At 59.0% G+C, this 23,198-nt stretch carries 22 protein-coding genes and 2 pseudogenes; 8 read left to right on the top strand and 16 right to left on the bottom strand.

The genetic code is table 11. The features are described 5' to 3' along the window. The first annotated feature begins 145 nt into the window (after positions 1–145). Together galU and AC3ITA_RS09615 are read left to right on the top strand one after the other, a co-directional pair. A complete protein-coding gene (gene galU / locus AC3ITA_RS09620; protein ID WP_046038087.1) occupies positions 146–979 on the top strand; it encodes a UTP--glucose-1-phosphate uridylyltransferase GalU in 834 nt (277 codons plus the stop codon). Positions 980–1,026: 47 nt separating this feature from the next. Continuing rightward, entirely contained in the window at positions 1,027–1,443 is a 417-nt protein-coding gene (locus AC3ITA_RS09615) for a mannose-1-phosphate guanylyltransferase (protein ID WP_414927968.1), read from the top strand. A 69-nt stretch (positions 1,444–1,512) separates the two neighbouring features. On the opposite strand, the gene AC3ITA_RS09610 is transcribed toward AC3ITA_RS09615, so the two are convergent. The 8 genes from AC3ITA_RS09610 to AC3ITA_RS09575 are packed head-to-tail and all read right to left on the bottom strand — an operon-like array spanning position 1,513 to position 11,027. Continuing rightward, entirely contained in the window at positions 1,513–2,679 is a 1,167-nt protein-coding gene (locus AC3ITA_RS09610) for an SGNH/GDSL hydrolase family protein (protein ID WP_489280099.1), read from the bottom strand. A 24-nt stretch (positions 2,680–2,703) separates the two neighbouring features. Beyond that, complete coding sequence (locus AC3ITA_RS09605; RefSeq protein WP_095943329.1) at positions 2,704–3,744, bottom strand: acyltransferase family protein; 1,041 nt, start codon at positions 3,742–3,744, stop codon at positions 2,704–2,706. 12 nt (positions 3,745–3,756) lie between these two features. Next, entirely contained in the window at positions 3,757–4,860 is a 1,104-nt protein-coding gene (locus AC3ITA_RS09600; protein ID WP_095943328.1) for a hypothetical protein, read from the bottom strand. Further along, positions 4,851–6,080, bottom strand: a complete 1,230-nt coding sequence (locus AC3ITA_RS09595) for an MATE family efflux transporter (protein ID WP_095943327.1) — start codon at positions 6,078–6,080, stop codon at positions 4,851–4,853. Before AC3ITA_RS09595 ends, AC3ITA_RS09600 begins: the two co-directional genes overlap by 10 nt. Next, positions 6,077–7,189 carry a polysaccharide pyruvyl transferase family protein gene (locus tag AC3ITA_RS09590; protein ID WP_489280097.1) on the bottom strand — a complete coding sequence of 371 codons (1,113 nt, stop codon included), beginning with the start codon at positions 7,187–7,189 and terminating at the stop codon, positions 6,077–6,079. Before AC3ITA_RS09590 ends, AC3ITA_RS09595 begins: the two co-directional genes overlap by 4 nt. Positions 7,190–7,204: 15 nt before the next feature. Continuing rightward, entirely contained in the window at positions 7,205–8,287 is a 1,083-nt protein-coding gene (locus tag AC3ITA_RS09585; RefSeq protein WP_095943325.1) for a glycosyltransferase family 4 protein, read from the bottom strand. Positions 8,288–8,327: 40 nt separating this feature from the next. Then, positions 8,328–10,547, bottom strand: a complete 2,220-nt coding sequence (locus tag AC3ITA_RS09580; protein WP_489280096.1) for a polysaccharide biosynthesis tyrosine autokinase — start codon at positions 10,545–10,547, stop codon at positions 8,328–8,330. A gap of 39 nt (positions 10,548–10,586) precedes the next feature. Then, positions 10,587–11,027 (bottom strand): low molecular weight protein-tyrosine-phosphatase, encoded by a 441-nt coding sequence (locus tag AC3ITA_RS09575; RefSeq protein ID WP_046038070.1) that lies wholly within the window; start codon positions 11,025–11,027, stop codon positions 10,587–10,589. Between the two features lie 291 nt (positions 11,028–11,318). Here AC3ITA_RS09575 and AC3ITA_RS09570 point away from each other — a divergent pair, with 291 nt between their 5' ends. Next, complete coding sequence (locus AC3ITA_RS09570) at positions 11,319–12,284, top strand: glycosyl hydrolase family 5 (RefSeq protein WP_489280095.1); 966 nt, start codon at positions 11,319–11,321, stop codon at positions 12,282–12,284. 201 nt (positions 12,285–12,485) lie between these two features. After that, the gene (gene tal / locus AC3ITA_RS09565) at positions 12,486–13,412 is read left to right on the top strand and encodes a transaldolase (protein WP_095943322.1); all 927 of its coding nucleotides are present in this window, start codon (positions 12,486–12,488) and stop codon (positions 13,410–13,412) included. A gap of 110 nt (positions 13,413–13,522) precedes the next feature. Here tal and rssC read toward each other — a convergent pair whose 3' ends face one another. The 3 genes from rssC to AC3ITA_RS09550 all read right to left on the bottom strand — a co-directional run bounded on the left by rssC (position 13,523) and on the right by AC3ITA_RS09550 (position 16,266). After that, the gene (gene rssC / locus AC3ITA_RS09560) at positions 13,523–14,005 is read right to left on the bottom strand and encodes an anti-sigma factor antagonist RssC (protein WP_007978612.1); all 483 of its coding nucleotides are present in this window, start codon (positions 14,003–14,005) and stop codon (positions 13,523–13,525) included. Beyond that, positions 14,005–15,186, bottom strand: a complete 1,182-nt coding sequence (gene rssB / locus AC3ITA_RS09555) for a two-component system response regulator RssB (RefSeq protein WP_032829882.1) — start codon at positions 15,184–15,186, stop codon at positions 14,005–14,007. Before rssB ends, rssC begins: the two co-directional genes overlap by 1 nt. A 390-nt stretch (positions 15,187–15,576) precedes the next feature. Beyond that, positions 15,577–16,266: an MlaA family lipoprotein gene (locus tag AC3ITA_RS09550; RefSeq protein WP_095943321.1), complete on the bottom strand. Its 690-nt coding sequence runs from the start codon at positions 16,264–16,266 to the stop codon at positions 15,577–15,579. 201 nt (positions 16,267–16,467) lie between these two features. Here AC3ITA_RS09550 and pcrP point away from each other — a divergent pair, with 201 nt between their 5' ends. Both pcrP and AC3ITA_RS09540 read left to right on the top strand, forming a co-directional pair. Continuing rightward, positions 16,468–17,088, top strand: a complete 621-nt coding sequence (gene pcrP / locus AC3ITA_RS09545; protein WP_095943320.1) for an HAD superfamily inactivated hydrolase PcrP — start codon at positions 16,468–16,470, stop codon at positions 17,086–17,088. Positions 17,089–17,213: 125 nt separating this feature from the next. After that, the gene (locus AC3ITA_RS09540) at positions 17,214–17,477 is read left to right on the top strand and encodes a DUF4404 family protein (protein WP_008053327.1); all 264 of its coding nucleotides are present in this window, start codon (positions 17,214–17,216) and stop codon (positions 17,475–17,477) included. Between the two features lie 174 nt (positions 17,478–17,651). Here AC3ITA_RS09540 and queF read toward each other — a convergent pair whose 3' ends face one another. Further along, positions 17,652–18,482, bottom strand: a complete 831-nt coding sequence (gene queF, locus AC3ITA_RS09535; RefSeq protein ID WP_095943319.1) for an NADPH-dependent 7-cyano-7-deazaguanine reductase QueF — start codon at positions 18,480–18,482, stop codon at positions 17,652–17,654. Between the two features lie 61 nt (positions 18,483–18,543). Then, complete coding sequence (gene copI / locus AC3ITA_RS09530) at positions 18,544–19,080, bottom strand: copper-resistant cuproprotein CopI (RefSeq protein ID WP_489280090.1); 537 nt, start codon at positions 19,078–19,080, stop codon at positions 18,544–18,546. A gap of 155 nt (positions 19,081–19,235) precedes the next feature. On the opposite strand from copI, the gene AC3ITA_RS09525 reads away from it, so the two are divergent. Next, a complete protein-coding gene (locus AC3ITA_RS09525) occupies positions 19,236–19,916 on the top strand; it encodes a heavy metal response regulator transcription factor (protein ID WP_489280088.1) in 681 nt (226 codons plus the stop codon). Then, positions 19,916–21,265 carry a heavy metal sensor histidine kinase gene (locus AC3ITA_RS09520; protein WP_489280086.1) on the top strand — a complete coding sequence of 450 codons (1,350 nt, stop codon included), beginning with the start codon at positions 19,916–19,918 and terminating at the stop codon, positions 21,263–21,265. The genes AC3ITA_RS09525 and AC3ITA_RS09520 overlap by 1 nt, the downstream gene beginning before the upstream one ends. Positions 21,266–21,368: 103 nt before the next feature. Here the strand turns inward: AC3ITA_RS09520 and AC3ITA_RS09515 are convergent. The 3 genes and pseudogenes from AC3ITA_RS09515 to AC3ITA_RS09505 form a co-directional block, all read right to left on the bottom strand. After that, positions 21,369–21,575 (bottom strand): annotated as a pseudogene (locus tag AC3ITA_RS09515) (lipoprotein-releasing system transmembrane subunit LolC); the annotation flags it as partial. A 65-nt stretch (positions 21,576–21,640) separates the two neighbouring features. Then, positions 21,641–21,847, bottom strand: a pseudogene (locus AC3ITA_RS09510) (lipoprotein-releasing system transmembrane subunit LolC); the annotation flags it as partial. A gap of 65 nt (positions 21,848–21,912) precedes the next feature. Continuing rightward, on the bottom strand, positions 21,913–23,157 hold the full coding sequence (locus tag AC3ITA_RS09505; protein WP_095943314.1) for a lipoprotein-releasing ABC transporter permease subunit: 1,245 nt from the start codon (positions 23,155–23,157) through the stop codon (positions 21,913–21,915). Positions 23,158–23,198: the final 41 nt, after the last annotated feature.

Raw genomic sequence — 23,198 nt, 5'->3', positions numbered from 1 at the left:
TTGTTGCGTTATCCGCACATTGCTATTTGCCACTAGTGGCCATACTCAGGTATTAAAGTAAGCCTTCAATAAACATTGAAACTTGCAATCACTCGTTATTGCGCGCACCCGTTGGCTGTGTTCCATGACTGTCCAGGATATTTTTATGATTCGTAAATGTTTGTTCCCCGCTGCCGGCTATGGCACTCGTTTCCTGCCGGCGACCAAAGCCATGCCCAAGGAAATGCTGCCGATCGTCAACAAGCCATTGATCGAGTACGCCGTTGAAGAAGCACGGGACGCCGGCCTGCAACACATGGCGATCGTCACCGGGCGGGGCAAGCGCGCGCTGGAAGACCACTTCGACATCAGCTATGAGCTGGAGCACCAGATTCGCGGCACCGAGAAAGAGAAGTTCCTGGCCGGAACCCGCGAGCTCATCGACACCTGCACCTTCTCCTACACCCGCCAGGTGGAAATGAAAGGCCTGGGCCACGCCATTCTCAGTGGCCGCCCGCTGATCGGCGACGAACCCTTCGCCGTGGTACTGGCCGATGACCTGTGCCTGAACCTGGAAGGTGATGGTGTCCTCACCCAAATGATCCAGCTCTACAAGAAATTCCGCTGCTCGATCGTGGCCATCCAGGAAGTCCCCCGCGACCAGACCCACAAGTACGGCGTGATTGCCGGCGAGCCGATCTCCGACGGGATCTACCGGGTCAACAACATGGTGGAAAAACCGGCCCCGCAGGACGCCCCGTCGAACCTGGCGATCATCGGCCGCTACATTCTGACGCCGGATATCTTTGACCTGATCGCCGACACCGAACCGGGTAAAGGCGGGGAAATCCAGATCACCGACGCGTTGATGAAACAGGCGCAGAACGGCTGTGTGCTGGCCTACAAGTTCAAGGGTTTGCGCTTCGATTGCGGCGACGCCGAGGGTTACTTGCAGGCGACCAACTTCTGCTACGAAAACGTGTACTTGAAGGGCCGCTAAGACGGCTCCAACACCCGACGCCCACTCTTCATTCAGGCAGGCCAACCATGAACATTGAAAAACTCTCGGCATACATTGAAATGGAGGTGGGCAACCTCGGGGTGATGGCCTCGTTATCACGACATCAGCGGTTGCCGAGCGCCAACGAATCCTGGCTCGGCCCCACTCTGCTGGTGGAACGGATCGGTATGTTTCCCTCTTCCGGAGACATCCGCCGGCCGATGCTCGACCCCTATCCCCTCCTCGCTCATCTGAAAAGGCTTTACCGCGGGCAGGCGCTGGAAATCGATGACCGCGATGGGCTGAAAGTGATTTTCAGCGACTGGCGATTCCGGGTGCGCATTTGCTGCAACGACCCGGCCATCATCATCAACGTGGAGACCCGTTGTGCTACGCAACTGATGCCGCTTAAAACTGCAGAGCTGCTGAGTCAACTGGATCACTTCGAATCAGCTGCCCTGTAGGAGCAGCCGGTCGACGCTCGATTGCTCGCGAAAAACTCAATGACACCGCAGGTCTTCAGGATTCGCGCATTATCGTTGACGACCATCGCGAGCAAGCTCGCTCCTACAGGTGTCCTGTGCTGATACCCCGGTATTGCCACCGACGATCAGACGATAAAAGAAATCGGCGATCACGCGCCCTCCCGACTCCGGGAGAGGATGAATCTTGTCCGGGCCGATCATGGTGGCGGCATAACGCTTGAAGTCGGTACCAAACGCGCACTGCAGATTGGCGTAACCGAGGTGTTCCTTGCGTGCCCAGGGCTCCAGGACTTGCGCATAGGCCGACATCGGGTAAGCACTGGAGCGCGTCGTGTCCTGACGCACGATCAGGTTGATGCTCGCCGCCGGCTGAATCTCGCGGACCATCCCCACCAAACCTTGAATGTTCTTCAGGTACTGCTCGGGTTTCACGCCAAAACCCTGGTCGTTGCCACCCAGCATGATCAGGTAGATGTCGGCGGGAATCTTCGACACCACCGCCTTCCACTGCGCCTGCCAACGGTCATCACTGCGGTAGAAATCTGCGGACGCCGCACCGGACGCCGCGAGTTTGGATACCCGCACGCCGTCCTGTTCGTTGCTCATCCACAGGCCGAAGAGCGTTGGCGCGCCTTTCACCACTTCCAGCCGGAACGCCCAGTCTGTCGCTGCCGATGTGCCTGGCAGTGGCAGTTCCTGAACCCCTGAGCCTGCGAGCGTCAATGGCTGCCAGGTGTCTGACGGCGCAAAGCGGTAGCGAACCTCATTGGGCTCGCCATTACCGAGGTAGAGCAATTTCGCTTGGGTGACAGCCGTGTTGATGGCCGGTGTCGGGCTGGCATCGATCTCCAGCCAGGCGCCGGGCCGACCGGTAAGGGTGCGACTGTCGGGGCTGACCTGGCCAAGGGCGGACACCTGCCAGTCACCGCCGAAGTACTTTTCGCTGCTGCGGGTGTATTTGAAGTGCGTGCCGCCCAGTGCCGCGCCGTGGTTGAAGCCGACATAGCCGGGGCCGGCGAAACCCGCCTCCCCGGCCAGCCGCTGCACCAGCTTGTTCAGATAGAAATCCTGTCCGGCGCTGTAGCTGTCGCCGATCACCGAGATGGACAGGACCTTCCCCGCCTTCCCTTCGCGCCACTGGCCAAACCGTTCGCGAGCGTCACCGACCTCAACCACTGACACCGCAACAGGCTGGACGTCATCGACTGCCAACATGCATCGCTTCCTTCACTCGGACAATCATCGGGTTTGTGGCACCGGGCCGACGTTTGCCGGCTGTTTTTTAGCCGCCGCGCGCTCCCCCAGGAACAACACGGAGGTGAAGTTGAATCGACTGAAAACCATCGATAGAACCACCGGCCCCAGCAAGCCACACGCCAAGCCACCGAGCACCAGAAGGCTTTCGTCCTTCACGCCCAAACGCCCCAGGACAAACCGCGAAGTGGCGGCAAACAACACATGGAACAGGAAAATCCCATAGGAATACCCACCGAGCCAGGTCAGCCACTTCGAGCGCATGTCACTGGACAGCAACGCAATGCAGGACACGCAACCCACGATCAAACCGATCAGGCTGCGGCGGTCGACGATCAACTCGCGATCAATCGCCGCCACGTACAGCAGCGTCAGCGAGATCAGCACAAACACCAACGGCCCGATCACCTTGAACCGCTGCTTCAACGCATCGACATTTTCCTGGCCAATCATCCCCGCCACAAAAAACGGCAGCAGGTAGATCGCGCCATTAATACCGAACGCATCGAGCTTGAACGGCGGCAGCAGAAACACCCCTGCCGCAAAGGCAAACAGCAGGTACAAGCGCGTCGCCGAACGCAGCAAACCACGCCACTCGAGCAAGCCGACGAACATGAAAATGATGAACACCGCCTGCAAAAACCAGAAGTGGTTGACCGGCACCCAGAACGACAACAACGCATCGATCACGCCGACGTCCTTGTTCACACCCGGCCCCACCGCCTGCAACACCGAGAACGGCACACCCACGCAGAACAGCGGCACGATCAGCCGTCGCACCTTGCCAGAGAAGAACGCCGAAAAGTCATTGCCGCGGATTTTGTAGATGGAGTAGATGTAGCCGGAGATAAAGGTGAACAGCGGCATGCGCACATACACCATCGAGTCGGCGATCACCCGGAACGGCGAGCCCAGGTCTATTTTCAAGCCGCCGCCCAACGGACCGATCACGTGATAGAGCACCAGCAGCAGGCACGCCAGGCCACGCAGGGTTTCGATCTCCAGGGACTTTTTCTTGCTCGACATAAAGCACCTGCCTCAATTCAGAATTCTTGATTCAACCTGCGCCGGCTTGTTGGCCCGCAACATCAATCCCAGGCCGACGAACAACACCGGCACCACCATCGAAAAGTGCCGGGCAAAGGAGCCGAAGTCCGGCTCGAACAGGCCTTGAACCAGCAGGAACGCCAGCGGAATCGCGATCAGTTCCTTGGGTTTGGTCTGGATCGGTGCGCCTTTGTAATCGGTCGAGGTGATGACCTTGAACAGCAGCAACGCGGTCATGATCATCAACGCCACGAAGATCACCTGGCCCGGCCCCGACAGCAGAATCAGCTCCACCGGGAACGACAGCCGAAAGAAAATGATCATCGAGTCCAGCGCCTGCGAGACAAAGTCGCTGCCGCTGAGCCACGAGACGATCAGCGACTTGGAACCCTCCTCACCCGCCGTGCGCAGTTCGTTGTTACTCGCGCGAATCGACGACACCGGAAACCCGAGCGCCACCTGGATCGCCATGGCGACCGCCAGGTAGAACAGGAACAGCATCAGGAAGAAGGTGAAGCGCGAGACATACTTCTTCATCACGCAGACGCCGACCCAGGACAGCGAAAACAGAATCCAGTAGGGGCGGATCAGCACGCCGTAGATCACCGCCGAGAAGAAAAATCCGCCGCGATATTTACGCGTCAACGAGCTGAGCAAAATACTCAACACCGCCACCGACACAATGATTTCCTTGGTCAGGTTTTCAAGGAAAAACGAGCGAACGATGCCCCACAGACACAGCGTGCCGAAAATCGCCAGCGGCATGCGCCGGAAGACCACCACCGGAATCGCCGTGAGGAAAAAATTGCAGAACATGCCGTAGGCCCAGGCATTGGTCAGATTGATCCCGGTGGGCCGCAGCAGGAACGCCGAACACTCATAGGAAGAGCGATCCGGCGAGAACGGGTTCCAGAAATTACAGTTGTCGGCACGGGCGTAGGACGACCACAAGGTCATGGCATCCGGACCTGGATCGCGGGGGATCAACAGCGGCATGGCCACCGACAGGAACAACCCGGTAAACAGGATCAGGAACGAAATCGAGGAATCGAGTTTCTTGCCGCGAAACTCGATGCACGGCAGCTTCAACCCCATGCCAAAGCCCCTTTCGGCCGGGTCACACGGGTCAACACGGCAATCACGCCGAGCTGCACGATGATCGCAAAGACGTTGCCCCAGGCAGCGCCATAAATCGAATAGTGCTTGATCAGCACGTAGCTGACGGGCACCGAAACCAGCAAGCAGATCGCCGCGCTGGCCAGTGACACCCGGCTGTTCTTCGAGGCAATCAGACCGCCCCATACGATGTCGCCAATGGCACGCAGGGCAAAGGAAAAAATCAGCACGCCGAGGATCGCGTTGTCCGGGCGAGGAACGCTCGTGGCGACGTAATCGAGCACGACATTGAAGAACAGATAAATCAGCACCGCCACCGCAGCGGACACCACCAGCGAGCGCATGACCCATTTGTTCACGAACAATTGCCGGACGGTGAACGGCTGTTGATCAGCCTGAAAACGCTTGGCGAGCACTGGAATGCCGACCACCGCCACCACCGCATAGGACAGTGCCTGCAAGGTATTGGCCGCCGACCAGGCGTACACGTATTTACCAAGGCTGGCGTAGGGTTCGATGTCGATGATCAGAAAGCGCTCGACGTACTGACTCAACGCGATCAAGCCTGTGCCGAGATAGAACGGCAACCCGGCCTTCCACACGGTTGCCGTGGCCAGCGTCCCGCTCACCCGGCCCTTGTGCACGTTCACCACAATCAGGTAACCGGCGACGATCACCAGCACGTTGGCCACAACCCACAACCACAGCACACTGGCGATCCCGGACACCCAGCCGAGCATCATCCCGCCCACCGCCAACAGCGCCCAGAGGCCGGTCTTGATGAAAAACAACAGCGCGCCGGCCGTGGCTTTCTGCGCGGAAAACACGAAGGAGTTGATTTCGAACGACAGGTGTTCGGTGAGCAAAACCAGGGTCACGCAGAGGATCAGCGTGGTCGTTGCCTCGACTGCCTGGAACAGCGAATAAACCAACACCGTCGCCACCGACAACAACAGCCCCACGGCCAGGTACAGCAGCAGGACCTTGTCGACGACCCGTCGCGAACTGCCACCGACGCTGATCAACCGATTGATTTCGGAACTGAAGCCAACGCTGTAGAACTTCGACGCAATCAACGAGGCGGCGACCACCACGCCGTAAAAGCCCAGCGCCTCATACCCGAGGAAATGGGTGATCGCCAGCACCAGCAAAAACTTCGCGCCCAATGCCCCGCCGCGAAGCAGTAGCCGAAATATCATCGAACGATACCTTTGATGATGTCGTCCATGGCCACGGTTTTTGCCTCGATCTCGCGGCACGTGTCAGTCAGGCGTTTGCCGAAACTGGACAAGGCGTTCGGTGCGTAGACCGTATTGATGATGGTGTCGACATCGATATCGCCACCGTTGATCACCCAGTCTTCCACGCCCATGTCCTGATAGGCGCCGAAGCCTTTGCGCTCATAGCTGATGTGATACGCCGGAACGCCGGACAGCAGCGATTCGATGGCGCCGTGCAGGCGCACGGAAATCACCAGGTCCGGCTGATACTTGGCCAACGTCGCTTTCAATGGCAGCAGGTCTTCGGTAATGCCCAATTCGCGATAGAACGCACCGTCATCGTTGCCGCGAACGGCGCTCTGGACCGCGCAAACCACTTTGCTTTTATTCTTCAAGCGCTGCAGCAGCAACTTCAAGTTGGCCACGTAGGCGACCTTCTTTTCCTTGCTCCATTCCGGCGGCTTGCGCAGCACCACGCACACCGTTGCCGGCGATGACGCGCAACGGGTGAACTTGGGCTGCATGAGGATTTTGCTGGCCAATGACTGCACCGCCAGATCCGGCGCGCGGTAAACATTTTCACAAGCATCGAAAATCGCCGATGAGCGATTGTCACGCACGAACACCGCATCGGCGCTGGCGTAATGCTCGACGATCTTGCTGCTCTCACCGTGGAACGGCCCGATGCTTTGCGGCAGGTACACCGACGGCACTTTGCTGAGGATCGCCGTTTCCAGTTGCTTGGCGTGCCCCAGTTTCAACTTGATGTGTTCAAACGCGCTTTTGGAGCGCATGTAGCCGCCACCGACGCCGACGATCAAATCGGTTTTCTTCAACAGATCAGCGAGACCGGCGTAGGACTGGTTGAGGAACACCGCCTGCTTGACCCGCCCCAGCCCCTTGGCCGCCATGACCGGCGCGTCAAAACACGGGTGCGGCAAGTAACTGAAGGACTCTGGATCGGAGGCCACGACACTGATCGAGGTGTCGTCACCAAAGTTTCGCTGCACCAGGGCAATGGCCAGATCCACGAGCAGACCGTCACCGGAGTTGGACGCACTGTAGCCATGCAAAATCGTTACGTTCATATGCTTGAGTTCTACTTAAAAAGTGGGGGCGCGATACAGGTCATAGGTCTGGCGGATCATCAACGCGGCGCTGAAGCGCTCGCGGACGATGCTGCGCCCTTCGCTGCCAAGGTCGAGCAACCGCGGCTTCTGGATTTTTGTCAGCACATCGGCCAGCGCCTGGTGATCCCCGCTGGGGAAGACGTAGCCGGACACCTCGTTGGTAACCAGTTCGGGCAGCGACGTGCAGTTGCTGGCAATCACCGGCAAGCCCATGGCCATGCCTTCGAGCGGCACCATGGCAAAGCCTTCCCAGCGACTCGGGACGATCAGCGCATCGGCTTTGCGGTACAGCGCCTGGACTTCGTCCGGCGTCACCCACGGCAGGTATTCAACCCCTTCCATCGGCGGGCACTCGACCGAACCCTCGTTCACGGCACTGCCCACCACCGTCAGTTTCAGGTCACTGCGCTGGACTTTGGCGAAAGCCTTGAGCAACACGTCGAAGCCTTTCTGATAATCGAGACGGCCGACGAAGAGCAGATGAATCGGCTCGGGACTGCTGGCTTTCGGCGCGTCATCCTTACGATGAATGCCGTTGTAGATCAGCTTCATGCGCTTGCGCTCAATGCCGAACCGCGCGGCTTTGTCGAGCTCGTACTGGCTGACGCAGATGATCACGTCGGTGACCTTCTGCAATACCCGCTCGATCCACGCGTAGGCTTTTTGCTTGATCGGTGAGCTTTCCATCAGGAACGAAAAGGCATGGGGGCAGTAGACGATCTTCGGCTTGCGCCAGGGTCGCAACATTACGCACACGCAACGCCCGATAACGCCGGAAAAGGTGCTGTGCAAATGCACGACGTCGGGTTTTTCCTTGAGCATCACCTGGGTCAGTCGCCAGGCGAAGCGCAGCAACGACGGCACATTGCGCCCGGTCCGGGCGAAGGTGCGGATCTGATGCCCGGCAATCCCGTGCAATTCCTTTTCCTGATCCTGCGGGACCAGATAGACCAGCTCATAGTTTGCCGCGTCGCCTTCGGGCGATGCCGAAATCGTGCGGATCACCGTCGCGACGCCACCTTTGATCGTCTCTGCCACGTGCAGTATTTTTTTCACAACTCACCCACTTCAAACATGAAAGGACAATCACTGACACTCAGGATTTGTCGGACGCGTATTCGTAGTTGTAATAGCCGCCAGTACCGTAACTGGCCGCGCGCTTCTCGACGCCGTTGAACACCGCGCCCTTCAACTCGATGCCGTTCTGGGCGAATCGACGAATCGTCAGCTCGATCTCTTTGGCCGGGTTGACCCCGAAGCGCGTGACAATCAGGCTGATCCCCGCATCGCGTCCGACAATCGCCGCATCCGTCACCGCCAGCAGCGGTGGCGTGTCGATGATCACCACGTCATACCGCTCGCTGAGTTGCGCCAGCAGCTCACGAAAGTTGGCGTGCATCAGCAGCTCGGAAGGATTGGGCGGGACCTGCCCGCGACTGATGAAATGCAAGTTGTCGATTTCGACTTTATTGATCGCCTGCTCGATGCTGCAGCGCTTGACCAAGAGGTCCGACAAGCCATTGGTGATCGGTGTGTCCAGCGTCTTGTGCAGATGGCCTTTGCGCATGTCGGCATCGATCAGTACGACCCGCTGCCCGCTTAGCGCCATGACTGCCGCGAGGTTGGAAGAGACAAAGGTCTTGCCGACCTGCGGGCTAGGGCCGGAAATCATGATCCGGTTATTGGTCGAATCCAGCCCCGCAAAGTGCAGGCACGTGCGCAAACTGCGGATCGACTCGATGGACAGGTCCGTCGGGTTACGCAAGGCCAACAGATACGCCGGCTTGTCCGTCCCGTCCTTGGCACGAACTTTTTTACTGTCCTCTTCCTGTTGCAGCGCGCTGTATGGAATCGACGCGTACACCGGCAAACCGAGTTGCTCGATGGCCTCCGGACCTTCCAGGTCCCGGCTCAGGGACTTGCGCAGCAACACCAGCGCCACCCCGAAAAAGGCACCGAGGAAGGTGGCAATCAGAACGATCAAGGCTTTTTTCGGTTTGACCGGGCTGGTCAGGTCGACATCCGCACTGTCGACCAATCGCACGTTGCCCACAGCCCCTGCCCGGACGATGTCCAGCTCCTGGGATTTGTTCAGCAGTTGCGTGTAGATCTGCGATGCCACTTCCACGTCGCGGGTCAGGTTCAGCAGTTCCTGTTGCGTCGCAGGCAGGTCCTGGGCCTTGCTCTCCAGCGCCTTCTGCTGCTGGGTCAATTCGCCGATCTGGGTCATCAGCGCGCGATACGCCGGATGCTGCCTGGTGAACTTGCGATCCATCTCCGCCTGTTGCATTTTCAGTTCGGAGATACGGGTGTCCAGACTGACGACCTGTTCGAGCACCGATTGGGTTTCGAGGGAAATGTTGACCGTCTTGCCACGGGTTTGATAACCGTTGAGCGCGTCGCTGGCCTTGGCCAGGTCGCGTTTGACCTGCGGCAACTGGCCTTGCAGGAACGCCAGGCTCTGCGCCGCTTCCGCCGACGTGCGTTGCACGTTCTGCTGCACATACAACGAAGCGATTTTATTGAGGATTTTCACCGCCTCGGCCGCGTCGGTGCTGGCCAGGGCCAGACGAATAATCCCCGACTCCTTGCCTTGCTCGGAGATATCCAGCGCATCCTGGTAACTCTGGATGGTCACGATCCGTGGATTACGCACCACTTCGAAGCGGGTGCCAGGGTTCGCCGACAGCTGAGCGATCTGCCCCTCTACTTCGTCCTGTTTGAACGCTTCGCCAGCGACGCCCTCGACCAGCAAGTTGTCGTTTTCATCGAACAACCGGAATCGATGCTGCTCGCCGGCGATCAGCGTGAGTTTCTTGCCCAGCAGTGCTTTCGGCAGATTGAGCCGATTGATCTCCAGGCGCTCACCGCCCCAGGCGTAGCTGTTCAGGCCCAAACGCGGCGCCGCTACACTGAACTCGGTCTCGCCGCGATAACGTCGGGCGAGAAAACCGCCAATGAGCGGGAAGGTGTTGGGGGTGACGTCGATATCAAGGCGAAGATCATCGACCGTTTTGCCGATCACCGCGCGGGACTTGATGATGCCGATTTCGGTCACCGACGGCGATTGCCCGCCGAGCATGCTGTTGAGATCGGAAAACCCGAGCATGTCGTTCTTCTTCGGTTCGACCTGCACCAGCGCGTTCGCCAGGTACACGGGAGTCGCCAAAACCGCATAGGCAACGCCGGTCGCCATGAAGGCACCGGTGAGCGCGCCGATCAACCACTTCTGGTCGATCAAACTGCCAAATATGCCGAGAAGATCAATACTGTCTTGATCGTTGTCACGGGTGCCGATTACTGACGGTAACTGCATAAGTCTGTTCTTACCATTCACTGATCTGAAGAATATTCATCAATGTCCGAGGCGCTGCGCCCATGAGCTAACAGCATCTTCAATCAATGCATGGGCATGAATAAAGGCGGCCTTTCCTTGACGATACGGATCCTGTATTTCTCGCTCGCTCTGCCACTTGCCGAGCAGAAAAACTTTGCCCCTGGCATGAGAGGCAATCTTCAGTACTTGTTTTACATGCTCTTTTTCCATGACCAGAATCAAGTCTGATTCATTGACGATGTCCGGTGTAATTTGCCGCGCCTTAAACCCCTGGGCGTTGTGCCCGTGATCTTCCAGAACCTGGAGGGCCGACGGTTCCATGGCCTCGCCAACCCGCGCGGCAAGGCCCGCCGAGGTCACCGTGATCGCTGAAGGGGCCAGCGCGTTACGCAGCAAAGTTTCTGCTGTCGGACTTCGGCAGATATTGCCCACGCAGACGACAAGGATCTTTCTGAACAAGGTTACTTTCCCGTGTAATATCAATATGCCAACATTTCGAGTGGGCTTTAGTGAACCCACAAGACCTTGCGGCACTGAGAAATAGATTCGCCCTGTTAATACAAGTGCATTAAGTACCACAGCCCCCAAAAGCCACCCAACCAGAATTACCGGACCAAAAATAACTGTGATTTTTCGGAACTCACTACCTGACAAAAAATAACATTCGTGCACTTCGCACCCTCGCGAGCATCGAAATAAAAGTAACAAGTCAACGATTGGAAAATGTCATTACCCGCCAGGAGAGCAGGCATGAAATCAGCACGTTTCAAACGGCTCACTGCCTCAACCCTGTTAATGCTGGGTGCAGCCAGTCAGGTTGACGCCAGTGACGTGTTCCCCGTACTTGCCGCCAACAAAACCATCGGTGTCCAGGTGAAGATCCAGACCTTCTCCCCCACCGACGCCGAGCAGATCAAGGCCGCGGGCTTCGGATTCGTGCGCTTTGGCGTCTGGACCAACAGCCTGGGCGGCGCGGCGTATCAAAAGCAGCTCAGCGATGCCTTCGCCGCGGCCAAATCCGCCGATCTGCCGGTACTGATGACCGTACGCTCGACCAAGGCGCTGACCTCCACCCCTGACAACACCAGCGAACTCGTTGCCGCGGGCGAATCGTTCGCCAGTTCGGTGAAGGGGCTGGAGAAGTCATACGCCGCGCAGCTCGTCGCGATTGAAATATGGAACGAACCGGACCTGGCGAAGTACTGGCCAACCCGAAATCTCGACACGACCTTTGTTCCGTTCATGAGTGCCGTGTGCAAGTCGCTGCAGGACAAACCGCAATCGACGCCGCTGATCGGCTTTGGCTTCGCCCGGGCACCGAGTGCCGGCACGACATCGGCATTGGCATTGAACAAAATCGTCAGTGAGTACCCCCATTGCCTGAGTGCGATCTCTTATCACCCCTATGGCATGTCCGGCGCGCAGATCAGCAAGACCCAGGCGTTTATTCAGCAAAACTTCCATCTACCGGGGGTCATCAGTGAGTGGGGCGTACCCTCACTCAGCTCAAACGGCGGGATCGAAGCGCAGGCCAGCAAAATCAGCACCTTCATCGCCGACGTCAAGAGGCTCGACATCCCGCTGACATCGATTTACGAGTGGAAAAACAGTGAAACGGGCAGCAATGATCGGGAGCAAAACTTCGGTTTGCTGACCTCCGACGGCCAGGCGAAACCGGCGAAAATGGCGGCCTCTACCCAATTGAATTCGCAGTAGGACATACGTCCACGGGATGCTGACGGTCAGTTGCCTGGAACCTGTGCCGCGTTTTGGCATCGTATTCATCGATACCAGGCCCCGCCTTTCAAACAATTGTTTTCAGGTTGTTGCCGCAGGGGCCGTCGATACACGTACACGCCCTTGAGTGGCTGTCAGCGCTCGGGTAATGTCATCAGACCCATAGGACAGAGCACGCCCATGACTTCCAAGCTGGAACAACTCAAACAAATGACCACCGTGGTTGCCGACACCGGCGACTTCGACGCTATCGCTCGCGTTAAACCCGTGGACGCCACCACCAACCCTTCCCTGTTGCTCAAGGCCGCGGCCATTCCTGCGTATGCCGAGCTGCTGAATGCCTGCGTCCATGACTGCAAGGGCGATGTGGGCCTGGCCAGCGACCGCTTTGGCGTGGCCGTGGGGCAAGAAATCCTGAAAGTGATCCCGGGCCGCATTTCCACCGAAGTGGATGCGCGCCTGTCGTTCGACACCGACGCCATGCTCAAGCGTGCCCATCGCCTGATCGAGCTGTACGACAAGGCCGGTATTGGCCGCGACCGCGTGCTGATCAAGATCGCCTCCACCTGGGAAGGCATCCGCGCTGCCGAGATCCTGGAAAAGGAAGGCATCCAGACCAACCTGACCCTGCTGTTCTCCTTTGCCCAGGCGGCAGCCTGCGCCGACGCCGGGGTGTTCCTGATTTCGCCGTTCGTGGGTCGTATCTACGACTGGTACAAGAAAGCCAACGGCAACGACTACACCGGCGCGGATGATCCGGGCGTGCAGTCGGTGACGCGCATCTACAACTACTACAAGGCCAATGACTACAAGACCGTGGTCATGGGGGCGAGCTTCCGCAACCTGGGTCAGATCGAACAACTGGCCGGTTGCGACCGGCTGACCATCAGCCCGGACCTGATCGACAAGCTGGCCGCGGACACCGGCAAGCTGGAGCGCAAACTGGTGCCAGGCCATGCCGGTGAAGCGCGCCTGAGCCTCAACGAATCGCAGTTCCGCTGGCTGTCCAACGAAGACGCGATGGCAACCGAAAAACTGGCTGAAGGCATTCGTCAATTCGCGCGGGATCAGGAGAAGCTCGAGGCGTTGTTGCAGGCCAAGCTGTGACCTGATCGGGAGTAATGCAAAAAGGGCGAACTTTCACAGGTTCGCCCTTTTTTGTATGTATTGGGTGACTGTCAGGACGCCATCGCGAGCAAGCTCGCTCCTACAAGGGATCAGTGGCGTTCGAGCGCATTCACCAGGTCATGGAAGGCTTCACGATTGGTGTCGTTCAGCCCCATGAGGATCTTGTGCGCTTCAAGCACCTTGATCCGCACCACTTCTTCGGACTGATCCTGATCTGGCAGGTCGTCCAGGCATTCCGGGCACGGCACCGGCTTATCAACGATGTTGAACACCTGCTCGAAGCCCATGGACTGCAACAGACGGGTGATGTCTTCATGGGTGGTGACGACGGTCGGCAGCAGGCCGACCTTCTGCCGCGACAGGATCGACAGTTTGGCCAGCAAGCCAAGCGTCGTGCTGTCGATGCTGCGGGTTTCGGTCAGATCGATCACGATCGCGTTGAAGTTCAACGCGCTGAAGATCCGCTCAATAGTCGCATCCAACGCCGAACACAGGGTCAGGCGAACTTCACCGACGAACTTCAGGACGAAGGTGCCATCCTGCTCGGCGAACTGGATTCTACCGGTACTCATCAAAGATTCCTGCTCAACACCAACAGGGCGATATCATCCGGCATCTCCCCTAGCGTGGCCAATCCAAAAACCTGCCGCAACCCATCCAGGGTGCCGCCCGCAGCTTTGACCCGTTGGGGCAACGCCGCCTCTTTTTCTTTGAGTGTGGGTTCTGGCAAAAGATCCAGAATGCCATCAGACATCAGCGTCAGGCTGAACGTCGGTGGCAGTTCCAGCACATGGTCCTCGTAGGTGGCTTCGTTGAAGAGGCCCACCGGCAGACCACGCCCTTCCAGATAACGAACACTGTCTGGCGTGTACAACACTGGCAACGGCAGATGACCACCGATGCTATAGGTCAACAAACCTGTCTCCTCGTCGATGACTCCACCGACCATTGTGACGTGTTTTCCCAGCTTACAACTGATCAGGCCCCGGTTGATATGACCAAGAACCTCTGAAGGCTTGAATTCCGGCAAGGTGCCGCTGCGCTTGGATTCGAACAGCAGGCGCGTGGTCATGAACTTCAACAGCACGGTGACGAAGGCTGAAGAGGCGCCGTGACCGGAAACATCCGCCAGGTAAAAGGCGACCCGGCGCTCGTCGACCCGGAAGTAGTCGACGAAATCACCCGACAGGTACAGCGACGGGATGATCTGGTGAGCAAACTTGAACTCGTCGATGGTCCAGGGGCTGACCGGCAGCATGTTCATCTGCACCTGGCGACCGGCGTTCTGGTCCTCCTGGAGCAGGTTCAGGCTGGCTTCGAGCTCGCGGTTGGCCTTCTCCAGCTTCTCGCGGTAGCGCTGGTTCTCCAGCAGCAGGCGCGCACGATCCAGGGCCCGGCGCACGGAGTGCTCGAGCACGGCCAGATCTTCGAGAGGCTTGATCAGGTAGTCCGCCGCGCCCAGGCGCAGGGCTTCGACCGCGTCATTCATCACGCCGGCACCCGACACCACGATCACCGGGGTTTGCGGCGACAGCTCGGTCACCTGGCGAATGAGTTCGAGTCCGCCCATCTGCGGCATGCGCAGATCGCAGATGACCAAGTCGGGCTTGTCTTGCTCGAATACCTGAAGACCCTGCTGACCATTGCTGGCCTGCAAGACGCTGAAACCACTGTCTTCCAAATAGGCGGCGAGGCTCGCGCGCACTACTTCGTCATCATCGATTATCAGCAGCGTGGCACTGGTTTTTGGCATGTGGGCAAACGGCGCCAGAATTAGGTTGGCGTAGCAGGCGGGGACTTTGGCCCGGCGCTGACTACTGGATTCGCTTTCTAGCCTCTCTGTCGCACCGCTTTCGGGCATTTGCCCTACACACATGTACACCAGAGGTGCCCTTCTAAGGCGCAGACGGTACTCCCATCCGCGGGGCGTTTCAAGCTCACGCCGATGGTCGCTTGACGTCTTTATTTGTCAAATCACCGAGAGTTATAAGAACAGGCAAATCCGTAACCCAATGGAAGGTTCGAACCCATGAGTCAAACCGCTCGGGACTACAGCGAAAAGCGCGACCTCATCCGCATGCGGGGTCTTCACAGACAAAAAAGGCGGCCTTGATGGCCGCCTTTTTCAGTTTACCGGTCGAGATCAGAAATCGTCTTCGACCTGACCGTCTTTCACCTTGAATTCACGGTTCTGCAAGTACGCATTACGGATGAAGGTGTACTTGTCGCCGGTGATCAGCTTCTCGCTCGACAGCAGGTTGGCGCGGGTATCGACGATATCCAGCGCGTAGAACGAGTTACGCACAGGCACGTCGTTTACATAACGATAAGCACCGGTATAGCTGTCGACGTACTTGGACGGCGCATCACGCAAGGTGCTTGGCCCCAGCAGCGGCAGCATCAGGTAAGGGCCGCTGCCGACCCCCCAGTAGCCCAGCGTCTGACCGAAGTCTTCGTCATTGCGCTGCAGGCCCATTTTGGTGCCGACATCGATGACGCCCAGCAAACCGAAAGTGGTGTTGAAAATGATTCGTGCGGTATCAACGCCTGCGGCGTGAGGTTTGGCCTGCAGGATATCGTTGGCCAGGTTGCGCACATCGCCGATGTTGCGGAAGAAGTTGTGAACGCCGTCTTCGACAAACTGCGGCGTCACGTACTGGTAGCCTTGGGCCAGGGGTTTGAGCGCATAGGTGTCGATCACGTCGTTGAACTTGTAAATCGGGCGGTTGACGCTTTCCCAAGGATCATCTTCCGTGGCTGCCTGGGCAACGAACGGAACCAGCATCGCACTGGCGCATACACAAATCCTGGCTAGATGATTGCTCCAGCGCATAGAAAAAAACTCCTTGGTTTGTACCGGCTCGGGCACTTGGCCCAGGCAATAAGTGGGCAAGTATAAGACGTAAACACCGTTTAACGCACTTTGCACGAGATCCACACAGACACAATCGTGCCAAATGTGAGGGATTTACATCCATGTCATTCAACTGTCACCGGCGCCCACTAGCCTTCTGGCTATTTCAGGGACGTCCACATGCCGCTCGCCGAAGCCTTGCCCCAAACCGCACCCAGCCTGACCGCCGTCCTGTTCGGCCTCAGTGGCTGCCTGGTGGATTTCGGCGCGCACACGCACCGGCACGGCAGCCACTCGGCCGAACACGCCGAGGCCACACCCGGCGCACTGGATAGCCTGCGCAGCTTGCAGCGCCAGCAAATCCCCTGCGCCTGGCTCGATGAACTGCCCCCTGTCCTCAGCCAATCCCTGGCCGCGGCGCTGCCGGAATGGATCAAACCTTCGCAACATCCAGCAACAAACCAACCATGGCCCGCCCCGAATGCCTGCTGGCAAGCCTTGATGACCCTGAACGTCGAACGACTCGACGGCTGCGTACTGGTGAGCGGCGAACCCCGCTTGCTGCAAGCGGGGCTCAATGCCGGGTTGTGGACCATCGGCCTGGCGTCCTGCGGCTCGCTGTGCGGCCTGGCGCCCGAGCAATGGCAAGCCTTGACCCCGCAGGAGCGCGACATCAAACGCGCCAAGGCGACGATGCAACTGTTCGGTCTGGGCGTACATTCGGTGATCGATCACCTCGGTGAACTCGACACCTGCCTGGCGGATATCAACTTGCGTCGGCTCAAGGGCGAAAAGCCCTGATCGAGATCATGCACGTTGGGCGCGAGTGGATTAATCTAAAGGTCAGCCATCGACCTTTGGCGCGCCGCCTTGGCGTGCCGCCATGGTCTATGCCAGTGCCTATCGATAAAAGAAGGAAGAACGCCATGCCTGCCCGCGAACTGCAAGAACAGCTCAATGCCCTGCGCGAGCAATTGGAACAGAATCCTCCATTGTCTGAAGCCGAACGCGCCGAGCTACACGAACTGATGCAACAGATCGAGTTGAAGCTTGAGCTCGAAACCAAAACCCAGGATTCCAGCCTCGCCGATGGCGTCAACCTGGCCGTGGAACGCTTCGAACTCGAACACCCTACCCTTGCCGGCACCCTGCGCAACATCGGGCAGGCCTTGGCCAACATGGGGATCTGAACCCTGCTGATGCAAAAAAGCCCTGCTGGCGATAGCAGGGCTTTTTCGTTTCTACGACTGACAATGCAAATCCCCTGTAGGAGCGAGCCTGCTCGCGATGAGGCCGGCACATCCAACATCAATGTTGCCTGACACTCAGCCATCGCGAGCAGGCTCGCTCCTACAATTGGATCTTCATTGACGGACCAGTCGATGGTTCGGCAGCTGCACCTCTTCAGTGCTGCGGTACGGGTTGATATCCAGCCCGCCACGCCGCACATAACGCGCATACACCGTCAGTTTCTCGGGCTTGAGCAACCGCTGCAGGTCGAGGAAGATCCGCTCGACACATTGTTCATGGAAATCCGAATGCTGGCGGAAGCTGACGATATACTCGAGCAGGCTTGCGTGATCCAGCGCCGCACCACGGTACTCCACCGCCACGCTGCCCCAGTCCGGCTGGCTGGTGACCGGGCAGTTGGACTTGAGCAAATGGCTGTGCACGCTCTCCTCGACAATGCGCGAATCATCGCAACGCAGCAGTTCCGGCCGTGGATGCTCGTAGTTGCTGACGCTGATATCCAGCTCGTCGATGCACACGCCCGGCAAGGCCACGACGCCTTCGCTCTCGACATCCTTGAGGCTGCGAATGCGCACGCCCACCGGCTTGCCGGCAGCCGCCGACAAGTCCTTGGCCAGCGTCGCCTCAAGGCTCGCGGTATCGACAAACGGCGTCTGGTTCAGAGAGTTGAGGTACAGCTTGAACGACTTCGATTCGATGATGTTCGGCGAATCCGCCGGAATGCTGAATTCGCCGATCGCCACCACCGGCTTGCCCGACGGCAGCAACCAGGACAGCTCGAAGCAGTTCCAGAAGTCCACGCCTTTGTACGGCAGGGTTTGCGCCGTCAGGCCCAGTTCCGCCCACTTCGCGGTGCGCGGGATCGGGAATAGCAAGGACGGCGTGTAGGTGGCGATGTATTCGCTGGACTTGCCCAGCGGCGAGTGTTCGGCTGCGGGATGCATGGCGGAAACCTGACTGAAGAATCAGCGGATTCTATCAGCCTTTGCTCCCGCCTTTGAGTGCTTACTGACTGACAGTCACTTTGCCGACCATGCCGGCCTGGTAATGGCCGGGGATGTTGCAGGCAAATTCCAGGTTGGTGGCCTTGCTGAAGGTCCAGGTCAGCTCGGCGGTCTTGCCCGGCTCCACCAGCACGCTGTTGGGGTCGTCATGCTTCATGCCATGGTCCATTTTGCCGTGGTCCATGCCGGTCATGTTGCCGTGGTCCATTGCCTTCATGCCGGTGGGCGTCAGCATGCCGCTCTGTTGCATCTGCAACATTTCCTGCTGGTGTTTGGCGTGCATCGCCGCATCCCCCAGGTTGAACTCATGCAACAACTGGCCTTTATTGACCAGCACGAAACGCACGGTTTCCCCGGCCTTGATGTCGATAGCCTTCGGCGTGAAGGACATGTCGCCCATGACTAATTCGACGCTGCGGGTCGCCTTGGCCGCCGGGGTTGGCTGACCGAAATCGTAGCCATGCCCGGCGTCCGCCCACACCGGCGAGCTCAGCGCCAGCAAACACAGGATTTGCGCCACGGATTTGCGTAAAAACATCGTCATACTCCAACAAGATAAGGCTCAGCATGGGCAAAACTCTAAACTGCCGGCACTGCCCGCAACCTGACAGGCAGATTACAACTTTGTCAGGTTGCCCTGTGCCAATGCTTCCCACGGTATAAAGCGTTCGTTCCACTTGCCAAGAGTCGCCCATGAAACTGCTGATCGTCGAAGACCAACCGAAAACCGGCCATTACCTGCGCCAGGGCCTGGCCGAGGCCGGGTTCAACACCGAACTGGTGGCCGACGGCAACACCGGTCAGCAATTGGCCTTAAGCGGCGAATATGCCCTGCTGATTCTCGATGTGATGCTGCCGGGTCGTGATGGCTGGCAGATTCTGCAAGCGGTGCGCAGCGCCGGCCTGGACACGCCGGTACTTTTTCTGACCGCACGTGATGCCGTGGAGGACAGGGTTTACGGCCTCGAACTGGGTGCCGATGACTATCTGGTCAAGCCATTTGCCTTCTCCGAGCTGTTGGCCCGGGTCCGCAGCCTCTTGCGTCGCGGCAGCGCCACGCCTCAGGAAACCAGCCTGCAATTGGCCGATTTGCGCCTGGACCTGATCCGTCGCCGGGTCGAACGCAGCGGCCAGCGTATCGACCTGACCGCCAAGGAGTTCGCCCTGCTGGAAATGCTCCTGCGCCGTCAGGGCGAAGTCCTGCCCAAGTCGCTGATTGCGTCCCAGGTCTGGGATATGAATTTCGACAGCGACACCAATGTCATCGAGGTGGCGATCCGTCGCCTGCGCCTGAAGATCGACGATGAATTCCCCAATAAGCTGATCCACACCGTGCGCGGCATGGGCTACGTCCTCGAAGAGCGCTCCGCCTGATGCGCCGCCTCTCCCTGAGCAGCCGCCTGGCCCTGCTGTTTGCGGCGTGCACCGCCGTGGTGTCGTTGTTCGCCGGGGTGCTGTTCAGCCGCGCCAGCGAGGCGCACTTCGTTGAGCTCGACCAGCAACTGCTGGATGGCAAGTTGATTGGCTTGCGTCGGGCCCTGCACGATCTTCAGTCGAGTGACAGTGGCGTGAAACTGGCCGAGGAATTGAGTCGGCAAGCTGGCCTGCCCCTGCGAATCACCGGCAGCGACGGCCAGCGCTGGTATGACAGCTCGACCAACATTCCCCAGGCATTGCCGCGCCAACCCGGATTGTCGACGGTGAGCCATGAAGGCACGGATTACCGCGTGCTGAATGCGCCGCTTTTCGCCGACAGACCCGAATCACCGCAACTGACCCTGCTGCTGGACATCACCCACCACCAACACTTTCTGCAACGCATGCAGCATTTGATCTGGCTGACCGTCGGCCTGTCAGCCCTGGCCACCGCACTGCTGGGCGCCTGGGCGGCGCGCAGCGGCTTGCGCCCGTTACGGCGGATCAGCGCGGTGGCCAGCGGTGTTTCCGCGCAATCGCTGAACTCGCGGCTGCCTGAAGAAAACATGCCGCCGGAGCTGGCGGAAATGGCCCACAACTTCAACGCCATGCTCGGACGCCTCGACGACTCGTTTCAGCGCCTGTCCGCGTTCTCCGCCGACATTGCCCATGAACTGCGCACGCCATTGTCGAACCTGCTGACCCACACCCAGGTCACCCTCACCCGCCCTCGCCCCATCGAGGACTACCGCGAAGCCTTGCACAGCAACCTCGAAGAGCTGCAATGGATGGCGCAACTGGTCAACGACATGCTCTACCTGGCGAAAGCCGATCACGGTTTGTTAATGCCCAAATGCGAACCACTGGAACTGGCGGAGGAAGCGGATCTGCTGCTGGAGTTCTTTGCGCCATTGGCCGAGGACGCGCAGGTAAAACTGACTCGTGACGGCAATGCCCGCATCGAAGGTGACCGCAGCATGTTGCGCAGGGCGTTGTCGAACCTGCTGGACAACGCGCTGCGGTTCACGCCGGCCGATGGCGAGGTTCGGGTGCGAATCGTCGATCAGTCGAAAGAACTGCGCCTGACCGTTGAAAACACCGGCCAACAGATTGCCGAAGATCTATTGCCGCGCCTTTTTGACCGGTTTTACCGGGCCGATCCTGCGCGTCGTGAAGGCAGTAGCGAACATGCGGGACTGGGGCTGGCCATCACCCAGTCGATCATCCGCGCCCATGGCGGGCAGATTCGTTGTGAATCGGAGAATGGGTGGACGCGGTTTGTGATCGAGTTACCCAAGAAGGATTGAGGCCAGCCGTTCCGGCCTCATCGCCAGCAGGCTAGCTCCCACATTGGATCTGCGCCGCTCCCCCCTGTGGGAGCTAGCCTGCTAGCGATTGCGATCAAAAGGGTTACGAATATCTCAACGCATGAGCCGGCTCGATCTTCGCCGCTCGCCAGGCCGGGTAAACCGTGGCCAGGAAGCTCATGACAAAGCCCGCCGTGCAAATCAACGCCACATCCGCGCCTTGCAGTTCAGACGGCAGGTTGCTGACGAAGTACACATCGGAACTGAAGATGTGCTGCCCGCTGACCCGCTCGATCCAGCCCACGATCTCCCACATTGGATCTGCGCCGCTCCCCCCTGTGGGAGCTAGCCTGCTAGCGATTGCGATCAAAAGGTTTACGAATATCTCAACGCATGAGCCGGCTCGATCTTCGCCGCTCGCCAGGCCGGGTAAACCGTGGCCAGGAAGCTCATGACAAAGCCCGCCGTGCAGATCAACGCCACATCCGCGCCTTGCAGCTCGGACGGCAGGTTGCTAACGAAATACACATCGGAACTGAAGATGTGCTGCCCACTGACCCGCTCGATCCAGCCCACGATCTCCCACATTGGATCTGCGCCGCTCCCCCCTGTGGGAGCTAGCCTGCTAGCGATTGCGATCAAAAGGGTTACGAATATCTCAACGCATGAGCCGGCTCGATCTTCGCCGCTCGCCAGGCCGGGTAAACCGTGGCCAGGAAGCTCATGACAAAGCCCGCCGTGCAGATCAACGCCACATCCGCGCCTTGCAGTTCAGACGGCAGGTTGCTAACGAAATACACATCGGAACTGAAGATGTGCTGCCCACTGACCCGCTCGATCCAGCCCACGATCTGGCTGACGTTCAGCGCGGCAATCACGCCCAACACACCGCCGATCAAGGTGCCGACGATGCCGATCACCGTGCCCTGCACCACGAAGATCGCCATGATCTGCCGTGGCGTAGCGCCGATGGTGCGCAGGATCGCGATGTCCGCGCCCTTGTCGTTCACCACCATGATCAGGGTCGCGATGATGTTGAACGCCGCCACCGCGACGATCATCAGCAACAGCAGGCCGATCATGGTTTTTTCCATCTTCATCGCGCTGAACAGGCTGCCCTGGGTGTGGGTCCAGTCGTCAGCCTTGTAGGCGGCACCCAGCCCCGTGGCGATGTCGCTCGACACTTGCGGCGCGGCATACAGGTCCTTCACCGCCAGGCGCACGCTCTGCACCTGATTCGGCTCCCAGTGCTGCATTTGCGCGGCATCGGCCATGTGGATCAGCGCCATGGTGCCGTCCAGTTCGGCGCCCACCTTGAACACGCCGACCACATTCAGCCGCTGCATGCGCGGGGTGATGCCGCCCGGCGCATTGCTGACTTCCGGCACGATCAGGGTGATCTTATCGCCGACATTCAAGCGGAAACGGCGCGCCGTGATCTCACCGATCACCACGCCGAATTCGCCCGGCTTCAGGGCTTCGAGGCTGCCTTGAACGATGTGCTTGGCGACGATCGACACCTGGCCTTCCAGCGCAGGGTCGACACCGCTGACCTGGATCGGCTGCATCGTACCCTTGTAGGACAGCATGCCTTCCATCTCGGTGAACGGCACCGCCGCCGTCACTTCCGGGTTTTTCATCGCGGCCGCTGCCACGGGCTTCCAGTCATCAAGCGGATTGACGCCGACGATGGTGGCGTGGGGCACCATGCCGAGGATGCGCGAGCTCATTTCGCGCTGGAAGCCGTTCATCACCGACAACACCACGATCATCGCCAGCACGCCGAGGGCGAGGCCGATCATCGACGTCATCGAGATGAAGGAAACAAAGCGATTGCGGCGCTTGGCGCGGGTATAGCGCGTGCCGATAAAGATCGATAACGGTCTGAACATTCGCTGGGGCACCGTATAAAAATAAAAGACCCGACGCCTTT

The sequence above is a fragment of the Pseudomonas sp. GL_090 genome (assembly GCF_057837765.1).
This window is presented reverse-complemented; position numbering and strand designations above follow the sequence as displayed.